The sequence below is a fragment of the Alistipes communis genome (assembly GCF_006542665.1).
In the GTDB taxonomy this organism is placed as follows: Bacteria; Bacteroidota; Bacteroidia; order Bacteroidales; family Rikenellaceae; genus Alistipes; species Alistipes communis.
The window spans coordinates 1,191,923-1,215,045 of sequence record NZ_AP019735.1; the positions used below are offsets into that span (position 1 = coordinate 1,191,923).

The following is a 23,123-nucleotide window of genomic DNA, read 5'->3' on the forward strand; positions in this document are numbered from 1 at the left end:
TTGAAAATTACACTTTGTTTTCTGCGTGCGCACATGAATATAATTGGCAAAAAACGCGGCAGAAAATAAAAAATCCAACACTCAATTTTACAAAGTGCTGGATTTCAGAGGTGTAAAATTCAGTATTTTTTCACAAGGACAAATAATCTCCGACTTAAATTGTTTGTAATCAGAACATTTATTCTATTCCTGAAAATAGAAATGTATGCTTGCCGCACATTTTGGCTATCTTGCTTTTTTATCAAGGATATAGATAATGCGACATACACCGTTGGGATAGCTTTTCAAAGAGGAAAGCGTCCAGTGTTGCTCTGGCAGAGCCGACTTAAAAAAATGTCGTCCGCTTCCGGATATGAAAGGAACGGTGTATAGTATGATTTCATCCACAGCGTGCATCCGCAGCAGTCCGTTTATATAGTCTGCCGTGTCCGGTGTGGCTTCCGCGAGGTAACGGATGTTTGTGCAGTCTTTTCTCCATTCGTGCAGCATTGAAATGGAATAGTCCGGTGTCACACGGTAAAAGGCTTTCTTCCTGATTTCATCAAGACCGCAACGGTCAAGGCACAAATCCTGATGTGCTTTATCATATAACTCTGAAGAAAGACATCCGTCCATCGTCAGTACGGCGAGAATCTGAACTTTACCCATAATCGTTTCCTTTCGTTAGGCAAGGGTAAAAAAGTAGCGTGCAATTCACACTACCTTCAAGCGATGGCTCTGGTAAAGCCTTTACGGAGAGTACGTGAATGCACGCTATGCGTAAGCATAGCATAAGCATCACGCAATCGTCTCCGTAGTTCCAATTTACCAGATTTTCGCTTGAAACGCCTTGCGGTCTTATCCTATATGTTGGCGGCGAAAAGCTCCTGCCAATCGCCGTTTTTCTCAAATGTTATGCAAAGATAGCCAAATTCAGTGAATTACGGGCTATGATTGCTTGAATTTATATTTAAGTCCATACTCTTCAAGTTTGCTGTATAGTGTTGTCCTGCCTATGCCGAGCAGTTCTGCGGCGACACTCCGGTTGCCGTTTGCCTGTTTCAACGCACGCAATATCCGCTCCTTATCCTCCGCGTCATTGCGCAAGGCGAAGCTGACAGTAGAGGTCGGTTTCGTCACGGCAAGTTCCAGATGCTCTTTCATGACAACACCTTCCTGCGCCTGCAATACAGCACCCATAACTTTCTGCCGAAGTTCCCGCACGTTGCCCGGCCATGCGTGTGTCAGCAACGCTTTACGTGCTTCGGAACTGAACCCGCTCACGCTACACTCCAGCTCTCTGTTTGCCATATCACGGAAGAACTCTGCCAGCGGCATAATGTCTTCTTGACAGTCACGCAACGGAGGAACGGTTATCCCGAAGTCGTGCAGGCGGTACAGAAGATCCTGCCGAAAACGCTTTTCATTCACCGCTACTTCCAAATCTTCATTGGTAGCAGCGATGATGCGGACATTGAAATTCCGGTCTGCCTTGTCTCCGACCGGGCGATACCGCCTCTCCTGTATGGCACGGAGCAACATCTGTTGGGTTTCCAACGCGAGGTTTCCTACCTCGTCCAGAAACAACGTGCCGCCTTCCGCCTCATGGAAATATCCTTTCTTGGCATTGTCCGCACCTGTAAATGCACCTTTGACGTGTCCGAAGAAAGCCGACGGTGCAAGCTCTTTGGAGAGTGAACCGCAGTCCACCGCCACAAATGGCTTGCCTGCACGTTTGCTCTTGTCATGCAACAGGTGGGCAATATGCTCCTTGCCCGTGCCGTTCTCACCAAATATCATCACGCTCATATCGGTGGCGGCTACCAGCCTTATGCGGTGCATGATTTTCTGAAAGGCGGAACCTTCACGGGCGAATACAGGCATACGGCGTTGTCCTGCCTGACGTTCTTTCAGTATGGAACGGATCAGGGGGACAAGTTTATCCTCCACAAGCTGTTTGGGAATATAGTCTATCGAGCCGAGTTTCATGCTTTCCACGGCGGTATTAACTTCGGCGTAGTCGGTCATAATGATGAAGGGCTGCATCTTTCCCTCCTTTCGCATCCAGCACAAAAGGTCTATGCCACTGCCGTCAGGCAGACGCAGGTCGGCAACCACGATATCATTATCTGTTGCCTGTTGCAGATGTTTCTTCGCGGTTGAGAGGTGGTAAGCCTTCATATTGCGGTAGCCCTCCCGTGACAGCATATTGCAGACATATTCGCAATACACGATGTTGTCTTCCACCACAATTATTTTTGTCTTATTCATCTTCGTATTTTCTCCTTTCCTCTTCTGCCAACCGTATTATTTCCACTCCCTTATCCAGCACGGCAGTCACGGCATGGCTTAACGCTTCACCATCCGGGAGAGCATCGCCACGAAGCAATCCGTAAAGTACATTCAGCGGTTGGTCGGCACGGAGCACCTCCCACGAACTGCGCAGGTGGTGGATCAGGGAATCCAGCTTTTGCAGGTCTTTTTCTTTTGCTGCATCCCGTACCGCCTGCATTTCCTTTTCTGTTTCAGTTATCAACTTTTCCAGCATGACGGCTTCATTGCCATAGGACAATAAGGCGGAAAAGTCCGGTTTCCCGTCCGGTGTCGCTTTTATGGCACACCTGTCGGAAACCTCCATCAGTTCCGATATGGAGAACGGTTTGAACAGGCATCCGGCAAAGCCTTTTGCCAATAGTTCCCCTTTGTTACAACTGCCCGAAGCGGTTGCCACAACCACCGGGATTGTTGGTGAATTGCCCACGTTGGACGAACGCAACAGTTCCAGCAATTCGAAACCGTTTATATCGGGCATATTCAAGTCTGTCAGCAACAGGCTGTATTCTTTCTGGCGTATCATTTCCATCAGTGCCGCAGCATCGGTGCAAGTGTCGCAGTGTATTCCTTCTTGGGAATACATCTCTTTCAGCATCAGAAGTAATACCTCATCATTGTCAATGGCGACAACATCATGGAATTTATTGTTATGATAAACAGGTGTATTGCTTGTATATCCAAGCTGTTCTTCAGCTTCCTGCATAGAAATTTCAACTGTGAAACGACTGCCTTTCCCTTTCTTGCTGTCTAAACGGATTGTTCCGCCAAGCATCGACACAATATTACGCATTATGGCAAGCCCAAGCCCGAAACCCTCCTTTGCGGCGGCATTTGATAGACGTTCAAACGCACCGAACGCTTGTTTCTGTTCCTCTTCTGTCATGCCTGTACCTGTATCTTCAACGACCAGTGTCAGAACTCCATTATCATATTCAGTAATCAAAGAAACACCGCCTTCTTCTGTGAACTTGACAGCGTTTGACAGCAGGTTATTCCCGATTTGTATTATTCGCTCTTTGTCGGTCAATACAATGGCATCGTGTCCAGTCTTCACGGACAAGGACAGCCCTTTGTTCACGGCAACAGGCATGAACTCCGTTTCAAGTGTGTGCGTGATTGCTGAAATCCGGCAGGGTGACAGACGGGGCTGTTCCTTGCCGTTGTCCAGGCGGAAGAAGTCAAGCAAAGTGTTAAGCATATCCCGCATACGGTCGGAGGATTGCAGTATGTTTTGGATATACTGCCCGGACTTATCCTCACACTGTTCTTTCCGTATCAGTCCGGCATAGCCTGTTATTGCTGTCAGCGGTGTGCGCAGTTCATGGGTGATAGTATGTACCGCCTTCTTCCTTGACGTTATCAGTGCCTCGTTCCGTTGTACGGATTGTTCCAGTTGCCTTATCAAATCAGTTGTCTTGTGCTTGTATTGTTTAATGCTTTTTGCATCACGATGTATGATGATGTAGGAAATTAACAACAATAGAAGAACGAATCCCATTAAACCGCCTACTTGCATAAATGACTTTTCACGCATGGCAACTATTTCGTTTTCCCGGCTTTGCAGTTCGGTTTGTACCTTTTCTTCTATTTGGCAAATCAATTCTTGCAGTTGTCTGTTAAGTTCTGCATTACGAGCTGCAAGGCTGTCGGCTTGTTCCGACAATTGGCGATCCTGCACTTTCTGTTCGCTGATTACGTTTCTATTGACCGAATGAAGGATAGTGGTTGATACTGCTGGAGTTACTTCCTTTTTTTTGCCGAATATGCCTAAGAAACCTTTTCGTTTTGGCTTTTTGGACTGTTCCTGCACACTTTTCTGTACAATAACCGGAATTTGATTGGCTATCTTCTTGTTAATAGATTGTTGTTCATCCATTAACCGGACTATCTGGAACATCTGTCGTTCCTTATCCTCTAAAAGACTGCGCACACTATCGATGCGCTCTGCTGGATAGGTGGCCTTGAAACGGCAGAGCATACTGTCCATTGCCATACGCCGTGCATGGTAATGCTCGATATCTTTATCGTTCCATTCCAGTATTGTTTCACCCAATAGAGAAAATTTTATCATTTGAATATTGATATTGTTTATTTCTTTTCGGAGCTCGTCTATTTTTTTATTGCCAAGTTCTAATGCTTCTATCTCCTGCCATTCATAGAGGCTATTATATGCCATACATCCGATAAGAATGGAGATAAGTATATATCCCAACCGTATTGCCTTATAGAAATTTCCTGACCGCTCCATTATTTTAATGACATTGATTTTTGGAACATGAATAAAAGTTTATCTTTTTCGTTCATGCGGATATTATCAGAATAACCGTCTTTTGTTATTTGATACCCACATGGCTTAACCATAAAAATGCCTAAGCCCTTAGTGTACGAACTTACTTCTGAGGCATAGTCTTTACTTGTATTTAATGGAACTTTCCCTTTAATATGACACCACTCATTATTACAACTGATGTCTTCAATCTCAGACATCAGTTTTTGCAAATCTGTAATAGCTTTGGAACTCGCTACTTGGGGTATCTGCAACTCAAAACAGAGCATCGGTTCGAGAATGTCCACACCTGACTGTTGCAAAGCCAGCCTGAAGACATAAGGGGTCAGCTGTCTGAAATCAGCAGGTGTACTTACCGGGCTATAATACTCGGCTTGAGTAAAAGTTACTTTCAGATCTGTCACTTCCCATCCATGTAAACCAGATTGGCAAGACATACGAATCCCTTCAAAAACGGCATTTTGAAAAGAATGGTTCAGATAACCATAGGAGATGTCACTTTCGATTTGCAACCCTGCCCCTAACGGTAAGGGTTCAAGAGTCAGCCCTATTGTGGCCCAGTAAGGGTTGGGTGGTACTTCGATCTGAATAATCTTATTGACCTTTTTTATAGGTCGTTCTTTGTAGATAGTCTTGATCTCATCAAAATGGACCTTTACGGAAAATCGTTCTTCCAGCAATGTCTGTATGATTTCCTTTTGGGTCAAACCATATAACGAGATTTCCAATTCATCACTATATGAGTTTATGGAAAAGGACAAAGACGGGTCTTCAATCCACAATGTATTCAGAGCGGATATCACCTTGCTTCTCTCTTCGGGCTTATTTGGCCGGACGGAGGATTTGAGAGCGGGATGCTGATGAGATAATCCTTGAATCAAACAAGGTTTAGCACCTAAATAATCTCCGATTCGAAAATCTTCTATATCTTCTACAATCGCGATATCATTGGCACCCACTTCATCAACATTTATCTCTCTGCCCTGATAAATAGTCTTTAGATTTTTAATCTTGATGAATTTTTCCGAATCGTTGATTCTTACAACGTCTCGAAGTCTCAGACTTCCGTCAATTATTTTAAGAAAACTTCTTTTATGCCCTTTGGGGTCATGCTCTATCTTATAGAGATAAGCTGAAAGTCTGTTTGAGACTGATGCCGGAGGAAGTATAAAAGAAGAAATGGCGTCCAACAACTCATTGATACCGATATTGAACATTGCTGATCCATGTAGCACCGGATAGACTTTGGCTTTTGCCACAAGAGCGATTATCGTATTCCAATAATCAGCCGGTGAAATTTCGCTATCCGCCAAATATCGTTCTAATATATCGTCGTCATGGTTGCATACAAATTCTTTGTATTCTTCCTTTATATATGTTTGGGAGCAAACCGGATAAACCGATCCATCGACAACAGTTTGCATAAACAGGACATCTTGCGACAGATTTGTTTTTATATCCATATACAAACGCTCCAAATTCACACCGGCACGGTCAATCTTATTGATAAATATAATTGTCGGGATTTGCAGCTTCTGTAAAGTACTGAACAGCAACTTTGTCTGCGCTTGTATGCCTTCCTTTGCGGATAAGATGAGGACTGCTCCATCAAGCATTTTGAATGTCCGCTCCACTTCCGCAATAAAATCCATGTGTCCCGGAGTGTCAATGATATTGCATTTCACACCATTCCAGATAATAGATGTCGTAGAAGCCCGAACAGTAATTCCTCTACGTTTCTCTATATCCATAGAGTCCGTTATGGTGTCACCATTATCCACACGGCCGCACTTTTCCGTTGCTCCACTGGCAAACAGCAGATTCTCGGTTACGGAAGTTTTTCCTGCATCAATGTGAGCAAGAATTCCTAAATTTATAATATTCATTTGGATTAAGCAATAATATACTACAATAGATGCATTGTCGAAACGCACCTTTTAATACCTCCTCGTAGCATATGAGAACTACAGGATTCCTAACTCGTATTAATATGTATATTATTACTGCCGCATAACGATTACAAAATTACACAAAAAAATATATCTAACAAAAGTAGGAGGATTTTTTAACTTTTTACCATAGACATTTTATTAGGGAAACGTAGGTTCAACTGGCAAGTACAAATAAGTAGAAATGTTTGAACAACACCGTTTTAGGAAGTTGAAAAATCAAGTTTCTCTCTCGGTATAGCGTTTATTTTGGCCAATATCTTCTTTAGTTTGGCATTTGTGTATTTCCCATTCGTGTTCTATTTAGCTCCTTATTATGAGTATGTAGCAAGTTGCTTATCAAATTCAGCCTCTTTGAGGGTCAAATATGGTTTTGCAAATGGTGACTGACAAGACATAAACAAGGTCAGCAGGATTTTTTACATAAATGGACATGAATGTATATAACCTAAAATAAGAATAAATTTTAATAAGGGCTGCCCAAAAAGAAAAAAATGCAGTTGCCATCCTATAGATACTTGCAGAAAGGATAAAATTTACTTTTAGACCTTTTGGGATAGCCCTTATTAATACTTCAGATAAAATTCCTTAGGTTATATTTTCAATCCTTTGAACCGGGTTTCCTCCTTGGCATACAGTCCCGGACGCCCGATTATGACATGGTTGGCAACGATACTATCCGCCGGACTGCGTATCTGCGGCGGTGCATTTTCGGGATATTGCGCCTGCCTGTTCCTCACATCTTCCGCTTCCGGCTTGACCTGTTGCCCTTCATTCTCCTTTTCTGCGACTTCGGGCGTGGGTGGCGCAAGCTCCAGCTGAATTTTTCGGTCAAGGGCGGCAAGTTCGGATTTCAACTGCTTCAGCTCGTCCTCCTTCTTCCACACCTTACCCGCTATCTCCTGTAACTGCGGTATCTCCATCTCCAGCACCTCGTTCTTCGCCTTGTACTGGTCGATGATGGAGGGTATCCTCTCCATCGCGTTGAGGAAGTTGCGGGCGGCGGCCAACGGGTCAGCCATCGCCAGATGCCCGTTGTTGTAGGTGTACTTGTAGTTCCCCTCGACCACGAAGCGGTTGTCGGTGAACTCCAATCCCTCTTTGAGTATCCTTTCGCTCACCACCTTTATCGGAAAACCGTACAGTTCACCGACCTGCGTGTACAACCCTCCGGTCGTGGCATTCTTGGCTATCTCCTGCAAACGCTTTCCGATGACCTTCTCATCGGCGGAATCCACTCCGTCCACCTTTATTATATTAAGGCGGTTGCCCTCCTTGTCGGTCTGCACCACCGAAAGGAAGCGGTTCCAGTCCTCCGTCATGGCATCTATGAAAGCCGTGTTGTTACGCAACTCGCCCGTCTTCGACTCTAACTTGAACTCCGAATCACGCTTGCCCTTGTTAAACGACTTGCGTTCCCCTTCGAGCGATGCGATCCGCTTTTCCAGTTTCGCCTTGTCCAACAGGTCGGTATTGCCGGATAGCAACGCCATATATTCCGAGAAATTCATGCCCGATTTTTCGTCCATTGCCCCCTCGTCGATGGTACGCGCACCCATCGCACCGCTTTTGAGCTGGCTTATGAAAGTCTGCTTGCAGTGCAGGAGGTTGAACTTGTAGCTGTCCAGTGACTTCTCCACCGCGTAGATGATTACGTCCACGTTGTTCCCGGCGAAATGCTTGGCAATTTCGTTTCCGGCTCTAACTCCGCGTCCGTCACGCTGTTGCAGGTCGGACGGTCGCCACGGCGTATCGAGATGATGAATTGCCACACACCTTTTCTGTGCGTTCACACCCGTTCCGAGCATGGAGGTGGAGCCGAACAGAACACGCACCGTTCCGGCATTCATGGCGTCTATCACCGCCTTCCGCGCCTTGTCGGTCTTGCACTCCTGAATGAAGCGCACCTCGCTTGGCGGTATGCCGTAGTCCTCCGTCAGTTTGCGCTTGATTTCCGAATAGACGTTCCACCCGTCGCCCGGCTGATATGTCCCCAAGTCCGAGAAAACGAACTGCGTGCCTTTCTGCGCGTCGTATTTTTGGTAATACTCCGCGATCATCTTGGCACAGTGGCTCGCCTTGTTATCGGGGTGGTCTTCATAATGCGGGTCTATCATGCGCATGTCGAGTGCCATCTTGCGGGCGTAGTCGGTGGCGATAAGCATCTTCGCCTTTTCCTCCGTTTCCGAAAGCGGCAGCCTGCCCAGAAGTGTGGCATCGCCAGTCTTGGCGAACTGCATCAGCTTCTGTATGAAGTCCTCCTGTTCCGGCGTGGGCGGTATATGGTGCAGTATCTCGTTCTTGGCAGGACGGTCAACGCCCACATCCTCCGCCGTGCGGTAGTCCGTGATTTCATTATAGAAGGCGGCAAGCTCCGGCACTTTGATGAAGTAGCGGAAACGCTCCTTCTGGACCACATTGTTCGTCACGTTAAATTCAAAATCCGTCGTCTTCTTGGCGAATATCGCCGCCCAAGCGTCGAAACATCGGATGTCCTGCCGTTCCAGCTCCTTCGGACGCAAATACTTGAACAGCAGATACAACTCCGTCAGCGAGTTGCTGATGGTAGTACCCGAAAGGAAGGTCGCTCCCAAGTCTCTGCCCGTGCGCTCCTGTATGGTGCGTATGGCAAAGAGCATGTTCAGTGCCTTCTGGCTTCCCTCGCTGTTGCCCAGTCCCGCCACACGGTCATGGCGCGTGTTGAACGTCAGATTTTTGAACTGGTGGCTCTCATCTATGAAGATGTGGTCGATGCCCATCTGCTTGAAATCCACCACGTCGTCCGTGCGTGACTTTATGGCGTGTTCCACCTTCTCCAGCTTCGCTTCAAGGTTGTGCTTGCGCTTCTCCAATCCTTTCAGCATCGCCCGCGACACGTTCTTTCCCTGCTGCCGTAGCACTTCGAGGTTTTCCTCCACCGTGTCAAGCTCCGCTTGCAGGATGCGCTGCTGCAACTCCGGCGACTGCGGTATCTTGCCGAACTGGTCGTGCGACATGATGACGCAATCGTAGTCGTTGTTCTTTATATTATTGAAGAAGCGCACACGGTTGGCGGTCGAAAAGTCCTTCTCCGAAGCGTACAGAATACGTGCGTTGGGATATGCCGCCTGATAGGTGGCTGCAATCTCCGCAACGTTGGCTTTCAGCCCGATAATCATCGGCTTGTGTGCCAAATTCAGACGCTTCATCTCATGCGCGGCGATGCACATTATCAGCGTCTTACCGGTTCCCACCTCGTGGTCGCAAATTCCGCCGCCGTTCTGTTTCAACATCCAGACGCAATCCATCTGTGAGGGATAGACGCTCTTGATACCCCGGCTTGCCAGCCCTTTCAGGTTGAGGTCGGGAAAAGTCTGGTGCGAGCCGTCATACTTCGGGCGCACGAAACAGTTGAACTTGCGGTTATACATCGTCACAAGCCGCTCCTTGAACTGCGGCGACTGCTCTTCCAGCCATTCGGAAAAACCGTTTCGTATCTCGTCAATCTTGGCGTTGGCGAGCTGTATTCCCTCGCTGTCGCGCACCTTGATGTCGTTGCCATGCTCGTCCTTGCCGATGGACTTCATCATGTCAGGGCAGGTGTTGTGCAGGGCGTGTTTCAGGAGGTGCATACCGTCATAGTTCCGGTAATACCCCTTCACCAGAAACTCGTCCGTGATTTTCATGGTGCGGTAGCCGCACGCCACCGAAAACTCGTCCATGCTTGCGGAATAGGCGATTTTCACCTCCGTGTCGAACAGCCGGCTCATGTAGGCGGCATAGACACCCGTCGGAATCCATCGTTCCCCGAAATTGAAGTCCAGATCCTCGAAGGCGATGCGCGGCGGTTCGGCTTCTTTCAGAGCTTCCAACGCCTGCTTCACCTCCGGCATACGCTCATTTTCGGGATTGTCGCCCATCCAAGCCTCTATGCGTTCCGCCTTCTCTATCACGTTCCCGGCAATGAAGCGGTCTTTGATCTCGTAACCGGTCACGAGCGGATTATAATAGATGCGCCCTTGCAGGGCTGTGAGCAATTCCTCCGCCGTGCTGTCGGTTATCGTTCTCATATAGTCAATATCGACAGTGCCGAACTTGTTGAGCGACGCGGACAGGGCTTCTTCGGGTGTGCCTACGTTGGCATGGCTCTCCACCGCGAAGGAAACAGGATGCTCGAAGATGTCCGCCTTGACGAACTTTCCGTTCTCCACCCGTTCCAGCGAAAGGATGTCGCGCCCGCCCGCATCCATCATCACTAACTTCACGTTCTGCTTGGCGTTGAGGTTGCCGTAGCGCATGACAAACTCATCGTAACAGGTATTCAGATGCTCTCGCCACGGAACATTTGCCTCGCGCCGGAGCGATTCATAACGATACAGACGCTCGTAGGCGTCACGCAGTGACACATACAACAACGCCTTTTCCTTCTGGTATCCTTTCAGGTTGAGCGGCTGGAATGTCGCCCCGTATGGCGTGATGTCTTTCAGGTAGCCGATGTTATGACGCCCCCGGTCAGCCACCAGCGACCCTTCGCGCAGGTGCATCTCCGGCGTGCGGTGGTAGGCACGCGGAGAAAGGTCCACGATTTCCTCCTTCGGCTTTTCCGCTTCGATGTCGGGGAAAAGGGAGGTTGCCACCGCTTCCGATGGGGTATCTGTAACGGCAGGTGCTGCGACTGCCTCCGGCTGTGTTTCCTCCTGTCGAGGTTGCTCACGGGGCGTTTCCGACATAGCTTTCACTTCCGTCTTTTCCGCCGCCGCTTGTTTCTCGTTATGCTGTCTCGCCAGCTCCCGAAGTTCTTTCCTGCGTTCCGGTGTCAAACCCATCATCATTTCATAGAAGCCGTTGATGGGAGGATTGGTATCCCAGTCCAACGTGGCATAGATGTCGTCCGGGTCGGCAGGCTTGGCGGTGTTCTCCGTTTTAGCCTCCTTGTTCTCTGTTACAGTCTTAGGGGTGGTAGCCGTCGGCACAGCCGTAACATTTTGTGTGACATGCACCTGTGGCTTGGGTAGAACGCGCCTTGCCGGGCTTTCCTTTTTCGCCTCCTTTTTCTTTTTGGCGGTTTTCGGTTGTTGGCTGACTTCTTCCGTCATCCCCCAGAGGTCGAGCAAGGATAGCTGCACACCGTCAAAATATTTCGGACGTGGCTCTATCTCCGGCTTTTCCTCTGTGGGTTGCGGTTTCTCCGTCGGAGTTTCCACCGCCTGCATCGAAGATGTTGTTTCCATCTTTATGGCAGTACGCTCCACCTCCTTTTGAACGGTAACTTTTTCTTCCGTTCCCGACTGCCGGATTGAACCCGAATACAGACGCATGGCGAGCCTGTAATGGAAATCCTCGTCGAGCATACGGTGCAAATCCCCGGCGATGCCTGCTGCCTTGCCCTCGTGCAGATAGACCATAGCGGGCTTCCCGTATGGGTCGGTGTCAAGTTTCGACGTCGTATGCACGATGCGTTCCGGGTGGTGGATGAAATAGGCGTTGTCGGTCAGGTCGGTTTTCGTGTCCGTCTGTATTACGGTCATCAGCCGCTCGTCCTGCGACATTTCCTTCTTGCTGAGGTTCTTTTGCAGGACAATCAGGTCACTGCCCACTTCTGTCCCCGCGTTGTCCGTGAACAGGTTGTTGGGCAGGCGTATCGCGGATACCAGATCAGCCTTACTGAACAGCTCGTTACGCACGGAGGTCTTGGTGCTGTTCAATACCCCTTGCGAGGTGATGAACGCCACGATACCGCCGTCACGCACGGCATCCAGTCCTTTGAGAAAGAAATAGTTGTGGATGGCTTTCTGGGCGGAGCGTCTGCCGAATGAGTCGCTCCGCTGAAACTCAGGGTCGAACACGGTTATGTCTCCGAACGGAATGTTGGACACCGCCAAGTCGAAATAATTGTTGAACGGTCTTTCGATTTTCTCAAAACCGCAGGTGCGCATTTTCTTGCCGGGATAGAGATGCCTCAGGATTGTACCCGTGAGCAGATCCTTCTCGAAAGCCATCACATCCGCATTGGGGTTGTGCCGCAGCATGGAATCCACGAACACGCCAACACCCGCCGACGGTTCGAGCATACGGGCGGGGCGGATGCTGTAATCTGCCAGCACGTCCGCGATGGTGTCGGTTATCTCTTTGGGGGTGTAGAAAGCGGTCAGCACGGACGCTTTCAGCGAATCCACAAACCGCTTGTACTCTGTTTCGTCCTTGCTGTTCTCACGGATAAGCCTGTGCAACTCCACCGTCGGGGCGAACAGTTCGAGGTCGGATTTCGCCCACCGGACGGCATCCGTCAGTTCCTTTGCAGGGTTGAGGATACATTTCAGACCGCCGAAACCGCAGTACCTTTGAAGTATGGCACGCTCTTCGGTTGTCGCTGTCCTGTTTTCCCTGTCAAGGATGAATGCCGTCCGTATCGCCTCGATGTTGTCCCGCAGTTTCTGTTTGCGGTTAAACGCCATATTCCCCGATATAAAGGACGGTTGCCCCCGTCAGCTCCGTGTAGAGCAGGTCGTAATCGGAAGACAGGGCGAAATTGTCATCCGAGAGGTCATAGACGGAGAACACGTTGCCGACAAGCGGCAGCAGTTTCAGGACAAAGGCTTCACGCTTCTCTTCCGGCACTTCATCGGCAAACTCGTTTTCCACGACTTCGCGGAGGATGGCGTAACGGGAATAATGCAGCCCGCGCAGCAGCGTGTCCATCGCCAGTTCCTGCGCACCATCGGCGGGATAGCCTTCAAGCCGTGCCCTCTCATACGTTTCGGCGGCACGGTCGGCCCGTTCCCGTATGAAAGCGGTGTCGTCAGCCTGTTCAAACTTGTTCGTGCGGAGATAGTCCAGCAGGTACAGACCGTAATAGGAAAAGTCGGTCTGACCCTCGTTTTTCTTCTTGTTGTTCATTACTTTGGATTTAGCGGATTGATAATTAACGGGATAATCGGTTGGAAAAAGGAAGAAAAAGGCACTCGGTATCCCTCCGAGTGCCACCACTAAATCCAAAGTATGAGTGTAATCCGGTATCGAAGAACAATTCATTACTCTGAACAAGTGGCAAAGTTAATACTATTTCTTCCGTCCTGAAAATTTCTTGCCCTTTTTAGCCTCCGGGAACACGAAAGTCATGTTATATTCCCCGTCAAAGGCTACGACGGCATCGAAACTCTTGCCTTGTTTGCTCTTGAAGCCTTTGAGCAACTTGGTATGTCCTTCGGTGAGCAGGTCTTTGATTTCGTCGTCGGACAGGGTGCGTCCCGCTTTCAGCCGGAACACGGGCAGACCGCACTCGGCGTTGTCGCATCTGACGACCTTCCCGTAGAACCGCATCCTGCCCGTGCCACACTTGGGACAGGCACAGCCGGAATCACGGCTGCCGAAGAGCTTGTCGCACGAGAGCAGTTCGGAAGTGATTTCCCGTGTGTACGCCTCTATCTCCCTGTGGAAAGCGTCGGCGGACACCTCGCCGCGCTCGATGCGGGCAAGCTCCCGTTCCCATTCGCCCGTCATGGCTACGTCGGCTATGCGCATCGTCTTGACGACGGAGTTGAGGGCAAGACCTTTTTCGGTAGGCACAAGCGATTTCTTGCAACGTTCCATGTAACCGCGCTTGAAGAGCGTTTCGATGATGGAGGCGCGTGTGGCGGGAGTGCCGATGCCGCAGTCCTTCATTGCCTGACGCAGCGCGTCGTCCTCAATTTCCTTGCCAGCCGTTTCCATCGCTGAAAGCAGGGTGGCTTCGGTATGCAGCGGTTTGGGCTTGGTTCTTCCTTCTGTGACGGATACGCCCTTAATCGTCAGATAATCGCCTTCATGCAAATCAGGCAATATCACATCTTCCTTCTCCTCGCCATAGACGGCACGCCATCCGGCTTGTTTGACAACGCTACCTTTCACGGTGAACTCCACTCCGGCACATTCCGTCGTGATAATGGTCACGTCTTTGACACATTTTTCGGAGAATGCCTCGACCATGCGTCCGGCAATCATGTGGTAGAGGATGCCGTCCTCTTTGGAGAGGAAGAGCGGCTTCTCGCCCGTGACGAGCAGGGCATGGTGGTCCGTCACCTTTCCGTCGTCCACGCTGCGGCGTGTCGGTGTAGCTTTCGCCCGCACCTTGTCTTTCCATTCTGGCTGCGTGCCGATGAAGGCGAGCAGCTTGGGGATTTCGGCGTACACGTCTTCGGGGATGTAGCGGCTACCCGTTCTCGGATAGGTTATCAGTTTCTTCTCGTAGAGTTTTTGCGCAGTTTCAAGCGTCTGTTCCGCCGTGAAACCGTGCTTGGTGTTGGCTTCCTTCTGGAGGGTGGTCAGGTCGTACAGCAACGGAGTGTCCTCCGTCTTCTCCTTGCGTTCGGCTTTCGTTACTGTTGCGCAGCCTGCCTCCTTTACCTTGTTATATAGTTCCATCGCCGACTCTTTCTCCTTCCATTTCTCGGAGGATGAGAATTTCACGATCTCGCCGTCGCAACCGTCCGTTGCGATATGGAGCTGCCAGAAGGCTTCGGGCGTGAAACGGCGGTTCTCCCAGTAGCGTTCACACACCATCGCCAGCGTGGGTGTCTGCACCCGTCCGACGGAATACGTGCCGTGTCCGGCGGCGATGGAGAGTGCCTGCGTGCCGTTGATGCCCACGAGCCAGTCGGATTCGCTCCGCGCTTTGGCGGTGAGGTATAGGTTGTCATACTTGCTGCCGTCTTCGAGTTTCCGCAGTCCCTCGCGGATAGCCTTGTCGGTGAGAGAGCTGATCCACAGGCGCACGAAAGGAGTGGTGCTGCCCGTGTAGTGGTAGAGGTAGCGGAAGATAAGCTCTCCCTCGCGTCCGGCATCGGTCGCCACGATGATTTGTTCGCTTGCATCGAACAGTCTTTTGATGACTTTTATCTGCGACACCACGCCGCTGTCGGGCTTGTAGCCCTTCTCTGTCCTGACCTGACGGGGGACGAGCGTGAAGGTGTCGGGGATAATCGGGAGGTTGTCACGGACAAAGCCGCGCACGCCGTAGCCGTCGGGCATGGCAAGCTGGACGAGGTGTCCGAATGCCCATGTCACGGCATAGCCGCCTCCTTCGAAATATCCTTCCTCTCTTTTTGTCGCGCCCACGATGCGGGCGATTTCACGTGCCACGGAGGGCTTTTCTGCAATGATTGTCTTCATGTTTTCTTGCTTTTGTTGTTGATACTTTGGATTTTATTTTGGATTCAGTGGTGGACACGGGATTACATTTTCATGCCTTTGTTGTTTTTCTTCGGTTTGTCCTGCTGCTGTTGCTGGCGGGCGGTCTTCGGGGCTGTCTGACCTTTCTGCAAAGGCTCTTTCAGGTTCTTTGTCGCCTCGTTGGTCTTGCCCTCGTTGTTCACCGCCACCTGCGTGCGGCTCTCGTTGGACGAGGCGACCTGCTGCCCGATGTCGGGATTTGTTTCGTAGCGGTACGGGCGACCCTTCTCCGGGTTGAACTTGATATACATCGTGGCATGGAAGCCCTGCTTGTCGGTCACGTTCTCCAGTTTCACGGCTTTGCCCGCCACGTAGTCGGCTTTCTGCTGGTCGGTGAAGTTCACGTCGCTCCATTTGCTGATGGGGCGGATGCTGCCGTCCTCGTTCGTCCACGTGTTGCGGCGTTGCTCCTTCTTGGTCCGGTCGGCATTTTCCCCGCCCTGCGCCTGACTTTTAGAGGTGTCGCCTTTGGCTTCCTGTGTCTGTGCGGTACGGGGCGACTTGCCGGTTCCCGGCACGAACTCCACGCCGCGCTGCTCCACGTTCACTTGCAGGGTGGTGACGAACTTCCTGCCGTCGTTGCGCTCGATGAGCTTGTCGCGCACGGGCAGTCCGGCGCGGAGCATGTCCCGCTCCTGCGCGGTGATTTCCGTCTTGCCGATGCGCTCCGGGATGCGCACCTTGCTCGCCGGAATGTCCGTGATTTCATTCGTCTTGCGGTCGATGCTGATGTAGGAGGGGATGATCTCGCTCGTTTCCTTGTCCACGATGTCCACGACCCTGCCGAGGTTGCCCGTCTCGCACAGGTTCTTCCGGTCGTCGTCGGAGAATTTGTGTTCTTTGTACTCGTCCAGTTTCTGCTCCTTGCGGATGAAGTGCGGCACGAGGCTGACATTCCCCTCGCCGTCCTTCTTGAAGGAAAGGCGGGCGTCCAGCTCGAATGATTCACCACCGAAGGTGGGCTTGACCTTCACCAAGTCGGACTTGCCGTAGTGGAGCATTTTCGTAAGGTCGCCGGACTTTTCAAGGTCGTCGCGCTTCACGCCCCATCTGTCCTCCAGTTCCTGCCAGTTGATTTTACCCTCGTCGATGGGCCGGTAGCCCCGTTTCCCCTGCGTCTGTTCGGAAGTGTCCTGTTGCTGTTCTTTCTGTTGTTTCATGTTCTCCTGTTTTTGAGGTTCTTGTTTCTCTGTCTGTTGCGCAGCTTGCTCTTCCATCACCTGCTGTTGATAGGGGAAGGTGTCGATTTTGTGCGGTGCGAGGATTTGTTTGTTCTGGTACGGATGCTGGAGCAGGTCTTTCATCACGCCCAGCATGGAATCCACTTGGTCCGCCGCGATGCGGTAGAAACCGAAGCGGCTGGGTTCCTTGCACTGTCGGAAGAAGTTCTTGAAGAAGTTGTCCAGCACGTCGCCATGTCTGTCGAATTGCAGGAAACTCTGCGCGTTCTCCGCTTTCGCGGGGGTGCGCTTGGGTGTGCCGTCCGCGTTCAGCCCGGCTACCACGCTGATCTCGCCCGTCTTTTCGTCACGGACTACCAGCACGTCCTTTTCGTCTTTTTTCTTTGCCATCTGAAAAATGTTTTAATGGGTTATTTATGAAAGAAATTATGGATACGCGCCTTGTAGAAGGCTATATCTTCCTTTTTGAAGTCCTTGATATGGTTGGAAAGGAATGTCAGCACGTCTTCCTCGCTGTAATAGGTTTTCTTGCCCAGTGTCTTGTAGGGCAATGCGCCGACACTGCGGTAGCGTTGCAGGGTGCGCTTGCTTATCTGGAGCAGCATACACAAGTCCTGATTGTCGAAAAGGCGGATGCTTTCCGTGATGGAGGGCTGTCGTTCCTCCACCTTCATCGCCAGCAGCAGTTCGTCCTGACGGTCGAGCCGTTCCATCAGCTTCTGCATCCAGCCCTCGAAGTTGTTTCGTGTGAGCAGTTCCATGACCTATGTCCTCCTTCCTTTGGGGCTGCCTCCAGTGCGCAGCGTGTGGTTGCGTTTCAGCTCCTGCGGTGTCGCGGCGTCCTCGTTGACGGTACACTCATCAAGCAGGCGGTCTATTTCAGACTGTCGGTAGCGGCATTTGCCGCGAAGCACGACATAGCCGATGCGTTGCTCGCTGCGCATACGCTGGAGGGTGCGGGTACTTACGTTAAGCAGGTGCGCCGCTTCGCGTGTGGTGAGCAACCTGTCGGGCGATGCCGCTTTCTTGTCGCCGGAGACGGCACGGACGTGTGCCGCAATCTCTGCTATCTGTTCCGTCAATGACCGGAAGACGGAACTTTCCATCGTTATCACTTTCATATTCAGTCCTTTCTTTTTGTTTATTTTCATGAACATAAGCTGCTCCTCGGCATATCGTTCAAGCAAGCTTGACGCTCTGCACTCGGCTTGCTCTATGTTTCTGCGGCAAAAATCGGCAATAAACAAAAGGGGCTTTAACAACTCACTACGTGACTCACGTAAGATTTTTACGGAAGATGGCTCCGTAACCCGGTCAAACGGCGCAACAGGCAGCCTTTCAGCGGAAAACGGCACATGTTCGGAACCGTACCGTTACCTTTGCGGGCAAACCGATAATTGCATGAATATGGAAATAGTATCTATCGAGAAAAAGACTTTCGAGATGATGGTGGCGGCATTCGGCGCACTCTCGGAGAAGGTCGCCGCCCTGAGGCGCAAAAGCGACACGGGGCGCATGGAAAGATGGCTCACGGGCGAGGAGGTCTGCGGGCAGTTGAGAATAAGCCCACGCACGTTGCAGACGCTGCGTGACAGGCGGCTTATCGGCTACTCGCAGATAAACCGCAGGTTCTATTACAAGCCGGAGGAGGTGAAGCGGCTGATACCGCTTGTCGGCACGCTCTATCCGCATGGCAGATGATTTGATTTATTCACCCACTGAATCCGAAGTTATGATGAACGAGAACAACGATGTTTTTACGATGGAAGACGAGCCGATAGCCTCTGTGATGCAGGATATGCGCAAAGGTTCGAAATGGCTGTCCGCCTTTCTGGAAAGTTACCGTCCTCCGCTGGACGGGGAGCGTTACCTGACGGACGGCGAGGTGTCGGAACTGCTCCGCGTGAGCCGGCGCACCTTGCAGGAATACCGCAACAACCGCGTGTTGCCCTTCATACTTTTGGGAGGGAAGGTGCTTTACCCGGAAACAGGGCTGCGTGAGGTGCTGGAAGCGAACTACCGCAAGCCGCTGGAGTGAGGCGGTTTCATGAAAAAGTAAACGGGTGACACCTTTTGTGGTGCTACCCGTTTACTTGTCTTATGGGGTATGTGCAATCAGCAATACCCGGCTTTTCCGTTCTGTATGAACATCACGTATGTCTGCCGTTTCTTTTGTGAGAGTGCCTTTCCCACCAGCCATGTGCGGAACAGGTGGGTGTTGTAGGTGTTCAGCCGGAAAGCGACCGGGATGATGATTTCAAGCGCGTACACGTCCGCGTACAGCCCGTTTTCAAGCTGCATGTAGCGGCACACCTCGTAGTCGTTCAGCACGTCCGACTTGCGGACGGCTCTGATGGCGGCGTTCACTGCCGGGACGGTCGTATGGAACAATCCGGCTATTTCTGTGGCGGTCATCCACACGTCGTTACCGGTTACGCTGACTGCCTTGTCCTCGATGATGATTGTGTCACGTTTCATGGCTTTTCTTTTTAGATGGTGCAACCTGCAAATTCCTCGACGCCGTTCAATCTTGCGGCAAGGTTCTCCATGTCCTGATTGAGCTTCTCTTTGGTTATCTTTGCGTAAATCTGCGTCGTCTTTATGCTCTTGTGTCCGAGCATGGAGCTGACGGTTTCGATGGGAACACCGTTGGAGAGGAATATCGTCGTGGCTGCCGTGTGGCGGCTCTGATGCCACGTGATATGCTTGGTGATGCCGCAACGCTTGGCGACGGCACGGATACCGGCAAGGCACGTGTTATAATGCGGAACGGGGAATATCTTGCCGTTCTCGCACAGCCCACGGTATTTGCCGATTATGCGGTTGGCGATGTCAAGCAGGCGGATGTTGGACACCACGCCCGTTTTCTGGCGGTTGATGTTTATCCACTCGTGTTCGTCGAAGTAGGTGCGGATATTCTCTTCCGTGAGGTTGCGCATATCCGAGAACGACAGCCCGGTGAACGCGCAGAACAGGTAGAGGTCGCGGTACAGTTCCTGTTTGGCGTTTTTCAGTTTCCCGTCCATCAGCAGGCGTATTTCCTCTTTGGTCAGGAAACTGCGTGTCGTTTCCTCCTTCTTGATTTCATACTCGCGGAACGGGTCGCGTGTCAGCCACTCGTTGTTGATGGCGATGAACACCATCGTCCGTAACGGGCAGACGTACAGCCACACGGTATTGGTGCAGCAGTGCTTGTCCGTGCGAAGGAACATCTCGAAGTCGGAGATGAAAGCCGGGGTAAGCTCTTTCAGGGCGATGTCCTTCACATGGTAGCGGATGTCAAGGAACTCTTGCAGGTGCTTGTAAACGATACGGTACTTTTCCAGTGTACCTTTGGCTTTCATGCCTGCCTCCACCTGTTTCTCATAGTCCTCGTTGTGCTGGCGGAACACCTGCATCAGCGTGTGGTAGCGGTGTTCCAGTCCGAGAAAGGCATTTTTCACCTTTTCCGCCGTGACGAAGTTGTCACGCTCCATGATTTCCTGATAGTGTCTGTTGATGCGTACCCGCATTTTGTCAAGCATACGGTTCGCTTCGAGAGCCGCCGTGCTTCTGCCCGTGACACGTCCCCCTTTGGTGTCCCACAGTTTCGGATCGACGGTCAGCTTGCAACTGAACTGCGTCTGGCTGCCGTCCACCGTGATGCGTCCCATGACGGGAACTGTCCCGTCTTTCTTCACTACCTGACGTTTGAGGTAGTAGATTACTGAAAATGTACTCTTCATCGTCCTTAATTTTTTTTGGTTTCAAAATTAGTTGGTGAAGAGTCCGGTATCGGTACGCAAAACGGGGAGGAACGGAGCAATCTTTTTCCGTAACCGGATTTTTCGCGTGAGTTGTGAGTAACTCACTATAACATAGTGCCTTGTTTCGCCATTCGTGCCCGTTTGTCGCATTTTCGGGCATGGTTACGAACAAGTAACGTTGCGGCGTCAAGATTTGGCTTCGGCAGGGATTGTAATGGCTTCACGAATTATCGCCACTTCAACTAAAACCCTTGTAACTCAATTCTATCACTATATCTTTCCGCATTTCACTTTTTTGTAGTAACTTTGCGTTACAAAAATACAGTTTTTTGTATCTTGTTCCAATTGCTGTCTGCATTACATAAACCGGATTTTCATTTTTCATATCCGGCCGATGTCATAAATATTAAAAAGAAACAACCCTCTATTATTCTTTTGCCCATAAAAAGCATGCATGGCAAAAATTCCCGTCGCCCAGGAGCAGGCGGCCATCTATGTACAGAAGGACGGTTATACCCTTACCCTGCCGCTCGGCGAAATGTATTTCCTACTGACAATCAGGGAAGTTCCTTTCGCCCCAAGCTTTTCGCAGGTACGAAAAACGGTGACGGCACCACTACGCATGGGTCGTGTGCATTGTATGAAACATCGACCTGCACTTTGAGGCCGCACCGAGGATATGGAGCGTGACGTTCAGCATCGTAGTTTCCGTACCAGCAGCCGGACAAATGCTGTACTCGCCGCCGGAAAAGGATGTCGAATTGCGCAGGACGACCAGCTATTTCTTGTTGAAGAGGTAACCGGTCCGCATGTTGAGCCCCTGCCCCGTGTAGGCAGCCGGTACCGTTTTTCAGTTCAGAATCAATCCATGCTGTTTCGGGTCATAATCGTAAACCAGAATTACGAATGCTTTTGGGGGTTTGTCGTCCCGGTAATGCTCGTACAGACCGGGCAGCACCCATTGCCGGAAGACCCGCGCTCAATGGTAGCACAACGGAAGCTCAGGAAGATGAACGCTTCGAGGTTACAGAACGTATCGCTATATTTCGTCCCCGCCGGAAATCGGCGGCTGACATGCTTCTCGAACAGTACACCGCTTTTGGAGATCGCACGCAGGTTATTGCAGACGGTAGCCGAAAAGCCCCCGAACAACCGTGCGATCTCGTGCTGGGCCAACCATACACTGCCATCAGCGAGCTGGGCTTCCATCTTCCGGTTGCCGATGGGTTCTTCGGTAATTTTGATATACTCTCAATTCTCCATGTTTCATAATTTTTGTTAACGTTAAGATATTTTGCCGGCTGCCGTAAATAATCTACAACACGAAAATCTATCGAATATTTTCGAGCTGCCTGGCAAGGACCGTAAATTCCGCTTCGATACTATCCTTTTCTTCTGTTCAAAAACGGAGTCGACATTATCGCCCATCAATCTGGACATACGCTCCATCGACACCCGCGGGCATAGACGACAGTGCCGGCAAAGGCATTTCTCGCCATCGTGAAACAGAGATTCCTGTCGAGTCCGTATCCCGATCTATCCGTTTCAGGTAAGGCCGTAACTTCCGTCTTCAAACTGAACTTCGCCTTGTCCCCGTCAATCGTGATGCGCGCATGCAAGGGGAACCTTTCCGTCATCCTTCTCCGCCTCCCAGCGTGCGAAGAACAGAATTCTGAATGTACTCTTCATCTCGTTTACCAGTTCTGTATAGGGAAACGCAGTAAAACAGTTTGTAAGAAAGGCAGGTGTCCCGCATTTTTTGCCAACTGTCCCCGAAACAAGGTCGCAATTCCTATCCGGGACACTTCTGGGACACCCGTTTTCACTGAAAAGGCCCCGGAATTTGCTCCGCTGACCGCTGAAAACCCTACGGGAAAACCCCGCTGGAATGCATTCCAGCGGGGTTTTCCCGTAGTTTGGCCTTCATCGTCTTGGCTTTGGAGCGGAAAACGGAAATCGAACCTCCGATTTCTTTCCGTTATGTATCAATAGTTTGCGAGATTTTTCCGATCTCGAGGTCACCGATGCGCCGGAGTTGATTTGCGCTTCAATACCTCTCCATACTACAATACAAAGATAATGTTAATTTCTTGAATTTGCAAGTCTTACATGACATGGATGAGAAGCTGCCGAATCTGCTATTCAACGGCTCTATTCTTACTGCTATTTTATGATTGATTAAATATTGACACTTTAAATTCTTATATATCGGAAATTTTCCCTGTCTTTATAGTAAATATCGATAATCAAAACGCTGACACAAAAGCTGTCAAAGGAAACGACATTGACCGAATTCGAAACTGCCGATTGAAACTGCAAGATTTTTCGAATGAATTATAAATGATTGATTAACAGGAAATAGTAAATATATGCCAACGCTAACTTGGATAGGAAAAGATAAAGTCGTCAATCATCAGGAAGTGCCATACCGGGTACTAGAACACAAATACGGATTCCAAGC

The 23,123-nt window shown here is 50.4% G+C and carries 16 protein-coding genes; 4 read left to right on the forward strand and 12 right to left on the reverse strand.

The window, feature by feature from the left end; genetic code table 11:
* Positions 1-225 precede the first annotated feature (225 nt).
* The 10 genes from FMF02_RS04845 to FMF02_RS04890 all read right to left on the reverse strand — a co-directional run bounded on the left by FMF02_RS04845 (position 226) and on the right by FMF02_RS04890 (position 18,037).
* Positions 226-648 (reverse strand): dihydrofolate reductase family protein, encoded by a 423-nt coding sequence (locus FMF02_RS04845; RefSeq protein ID WP_004291474.1) that lies wholly within the window; start codon positions 646-648, stop codon positions 226-228.
* Positions 649-927: 279 nt separating this feature from the next.
* Positions 928-2,250 carry a sigma-54-dependent transcriptional regulator gene (locus FMF02_RS04850; protein WP_042987695.1) on the reverse strand — a complete coding sequence of 441 codons (1,323 nt, stop codon included), beginning with the start codon at positions 2,248-2,250 and terminating at the stop codon, positions 928-930.
* Positions 2,243-4,561 (reverse strand): hybrid sensor histidine kinase/response regulator, encoded by a 2,319-nt coding sequence (locus FMF02_RS04855; RefSeq protein WP_004291467.1) that lies wholly within the window; start codon positions 4,559-4,561, stop codon positions 2,243-2,245. Before FMF02_RS04855 ends, FMF02_RS04850 begins: the two co-directional genes overlap by 8 nt.
* Positions 4,561-6,486 (reverse strand): tetracycline resistance ribosomal protection protein Tet(Q), encoded by a 1,926-nt coding sequence (gene tet(Q) / locus FMF02_RS04860; protein WP_004291466.1) that lies wholly within the window; start codon positions 6,484-6,486, stop codon positions 4,561-4,563. Before tet(Q) ends, FMF02_RS04855 begins: the two co-directional genes overlap by 1 nt.
* 656 nt (positions 6,487-7,142) lie before the next feature.
* Complete coding sequence (locus tag FMF02_RS04865; protein ID WP_141412363.1) at positions 7,143-12,983, reverse strand: helicase-like domain-containing protein; 5,841 nt, start codon at positions 12,981-12,983, stop codon at positions 7,143-7,145.
* On the reverse strand, positions 12,973-13,425 hold the full coding sequence (locus FMF02_RS04870) for a DUF1896 domain-containing protein (RefSeq protein ID WP_029425574.1): 453 nt from the start codon (positions 13,423-13,425) through the stop codon (positions 12,973-12,975). The genes FMF02_RS04865 and FMF02_RS04870 overlap by 11 nt, the downstream gene beginning before the upstream one ends.
* A gap of 162 nt (positions 13,426-13,587) precedes the next feature.
* Complete coding sequence (locus tag FMF02_RS04875; RefSeq protein WP_010538243.1) at positions 13,588-15,675, reverse strand: type IA DNA topoisomerase; 2,088 nt, start codon at positions 15,673-15,675, stop codon at positions 13,588-13,590.
* Positions 15,676-15,737: 62 nt separating this feature from the next.
* Positions 15,738-17,306, reverse strand: a complete 1,569-nt coding sequence (locus FMF02_RS04880; protein ID WP_129732733.1) for a DUF3945 domain-containing protein — start codon at positions 17,304-17,306, stop codon at positions 15,738-15,740.
* A 20-nt stretch (positions 17,307-17,326) separates the two neighbouring features.
* Positions 17,327-17,677, reverse strand: a complete 351-nt coding sequence (locus FMF02_RS04885) for a helix-turn-helix domain-containing protein (protein WP_010538241.1) — start codon at positions 17,675-17,677, stop codon at positions 17,327-17,329.
* 3 nt (positions 17,678-17,680) lie between these two features.
* Positions 17,681-18,037: a helix-turn-helix domain-containing protein gene (locus tag FMF02_RS04890; RefSeq protein ID WP_029425573.1), complete on the reverse strand. Its 357-nt coding sequence runs from the start codon at positions 18,035-18,037 to the stop codon at positions 17,681-17,683.
* Between the two features lie 280 nt (positions 18,038-18,317).
* On the opposite strand from FMF02_RS04890, the gene FMF02_RS04900 reads away from it, so the two are divergent.
* Together FMF02_RS04900 and FMF02_RS04905 are read left to right on the forward strand one after the other, a co-directional pair.
* On the forward strand, positions 18,318-18,617 hold the full coding sequence (locus tag FMF02_RS04900; protein WP_004291426.1) for a helix-turn-helix domain-containing protein: 300 nt from the start codon (positions 18,318-18,320) through the stop codon (positions 18,615-18,617).
* 31 nt (positions 18,618-18,648) lie between these two features.
* The gene (locus FMF02_RS04905) at positions 18,649-18,954 is read left to right on the forward strand and encodes a helix-turn-helix domain-containing protein (RefSeq protein WP_004293861.1); all 306 of its coding nucleotides are present in this window, start codon (positions 18,649-18,651) and stop codon (positions 18,952-18,954) included.
* Between the two features lie 77 nt (positions 18,955-19,031).
* Here the strand turns inward: FMF02_RS04905 and FMF02_RS04910 are convergent, their stop codons facing one another.
* Together FMF02_RS04910 and FMF02_RS04915 are read right to left on the reverse strand one after the other, a co-directional pair.
* Positions 19,032-19,394 carry a hypothetical protein gene (locus tag FMF02_RS04910; RefSeq protein WP_004293860.1) on the reverse strand — a complete coding sequence of 121 codons (363 nt, stop codon included), beginning with the start codon at positions 19,392-19,394 and terminating at the stop codon, positions 19,032-19,034.
* 11 nt (positions 19,395-19,405) lie between these two features.
* Positions 19,406-20,641 (reverse strand): site-specific integrase, encoded by a 1,236-nt coding sequence (locus tag FMF02_RS04915; protein WP_010538237.1) that lies wholly within the window; start codon positions 20,639-20,641, stop codon positions 19,406-19,408.
* 475 nt (positions 20,642-21,116) lie between these two features.
* Between FMF02_RS04915 and FMF02_RS04920 the strand changes: the two genes are divergently transcribed.
* The gene (locus FMF02_RS04920; protein ID WP_141412364.1) at positions 21,117-21,326 is read left to right on the forward strand and encodes a hypothetical protein; all 210 of its coding nucleotides are present in this window, start codon (positions 21,117-21,119) and stop codon (positions 21,324-21,326) included.
* Between the two features lie 410 nt (positions 21,327-21,736).
* Positions 21,737-21,934: a hypothetical protein gene (locus FMF02_RS04925; protein ID WP_141412365.1), complete on the forward strand. Its 198-nt coding sequence runs from the start codon at positions 21,737-21,739 to the stop codon at positions 21,932-21,934.
* Positions 21,935-23,123 lie beyond the last annotated feature (1,189 nt).

Bases quoted from the DNA above. Each gene is read 5' to 3' on its own strand.
- FMF02_RS04915 (WP_010538237.1), bottom strand. From the start codon at position 20,641: ATGAAGAGTACATTTTCAGTAATCTACTACCTCAAACGTCAGGTAGTG.
- FMF02_RS04845 (WP_004291474.1), bottom strand. From the start codon at position 648: ATGGGTAAAGTTCAGATTCTCGCCGTACTGACGATGGACGGATGTCTT.
- FMF02_RS04905 (WP_004293861.1), top strand. From the start codon at position 18,649: ATGATGAACGAGAACAACGATGTTTTTACGATGGAAGACGAGCCGATA.
- FMF02_RS04870 (WP_029425574.1), bottom strand. From the start codon at position 13,425: ATGAACAACAAGAAGAAAAACGAGGGTCAGACCGACTTTTCCTATTAC.
- FMF02_RS04900 (WP_004291426.1), top strand. From the start codon at position 18,318: ATGAATATGGAAATAGTATCTATCGAGAAAAAGACTTTCGAGATGATG.
- FMF02_RS04850 (WP_042987695.1), bottom strand. From the start codon at position 2,250: ATGAATAAGACAAAAATAATTGTGGTGGAAGACAACATCGTGTATTGC.
- FMF02_RS04880 (WP_129732733.1), bottom strand. From the start codon at position 17,306: ATGGCAAAGAAAAAAGACGAAAAGGACGTGCTGGTAGTCCGTGACGAA.
- FMF02_RS04890 (WP_029425573.1), bottom strand. From the start codon at position 18,037: ATGAAAGTGATAACGATGGAAAGTTCCGTCTTCCGGTCATTGACGGAA.
- FMF02_RS04865 (WP_141412363.1), bottom strand. From the start codon at position 12,983: ATGGCGTTTAACCGCAAACAGAAACTGCGGGACAACATCGAGGCGATA.
- FMF02_RS04885 (WP_010538241.1), bottom strand. From the start codon at position 17,677: ATGGAACTGCTCACACGAAACAACTTCGAGGGCTGGATGCAGAAGCTG.
- FMF02_RS04925 (WP_141412365.1), top strand. From the start codon at position 21,737: ATGCTTCTCGAACAGTACACCGCTTTTGGAGATCGCACGCAGGTTATT.
- FMF02_RS04875 (WP_010538243.1), bottom strand. From the start codon at position 15,675: ATGAAGACAATCATTGCAGAAAAGCCCTCCGTGGCACGTGAAATCGCC.
- FMF02_RS04855 (WP_004291467.1), bottom strand. From the start codon at position 4,561: ATGGAGCGGTCAGGAAATTTCTATAAGGCAATACGGTTGGGATATATA.
- FMF02_RS04910 (WP_004293860.1), bottom strand. From the start codon at position 19,394: ATGAAACGTGACACAATCATCATCGAGGACAAGGCAGTCAGCGTAACC.
- FMF02_RS04920 (WP_141412364.1), top strand. From the start codon at position 21,117: ATGGCAAAAATTCCCGTCGCCCAGGAGCAGGCGGCCATCTATGTACAG.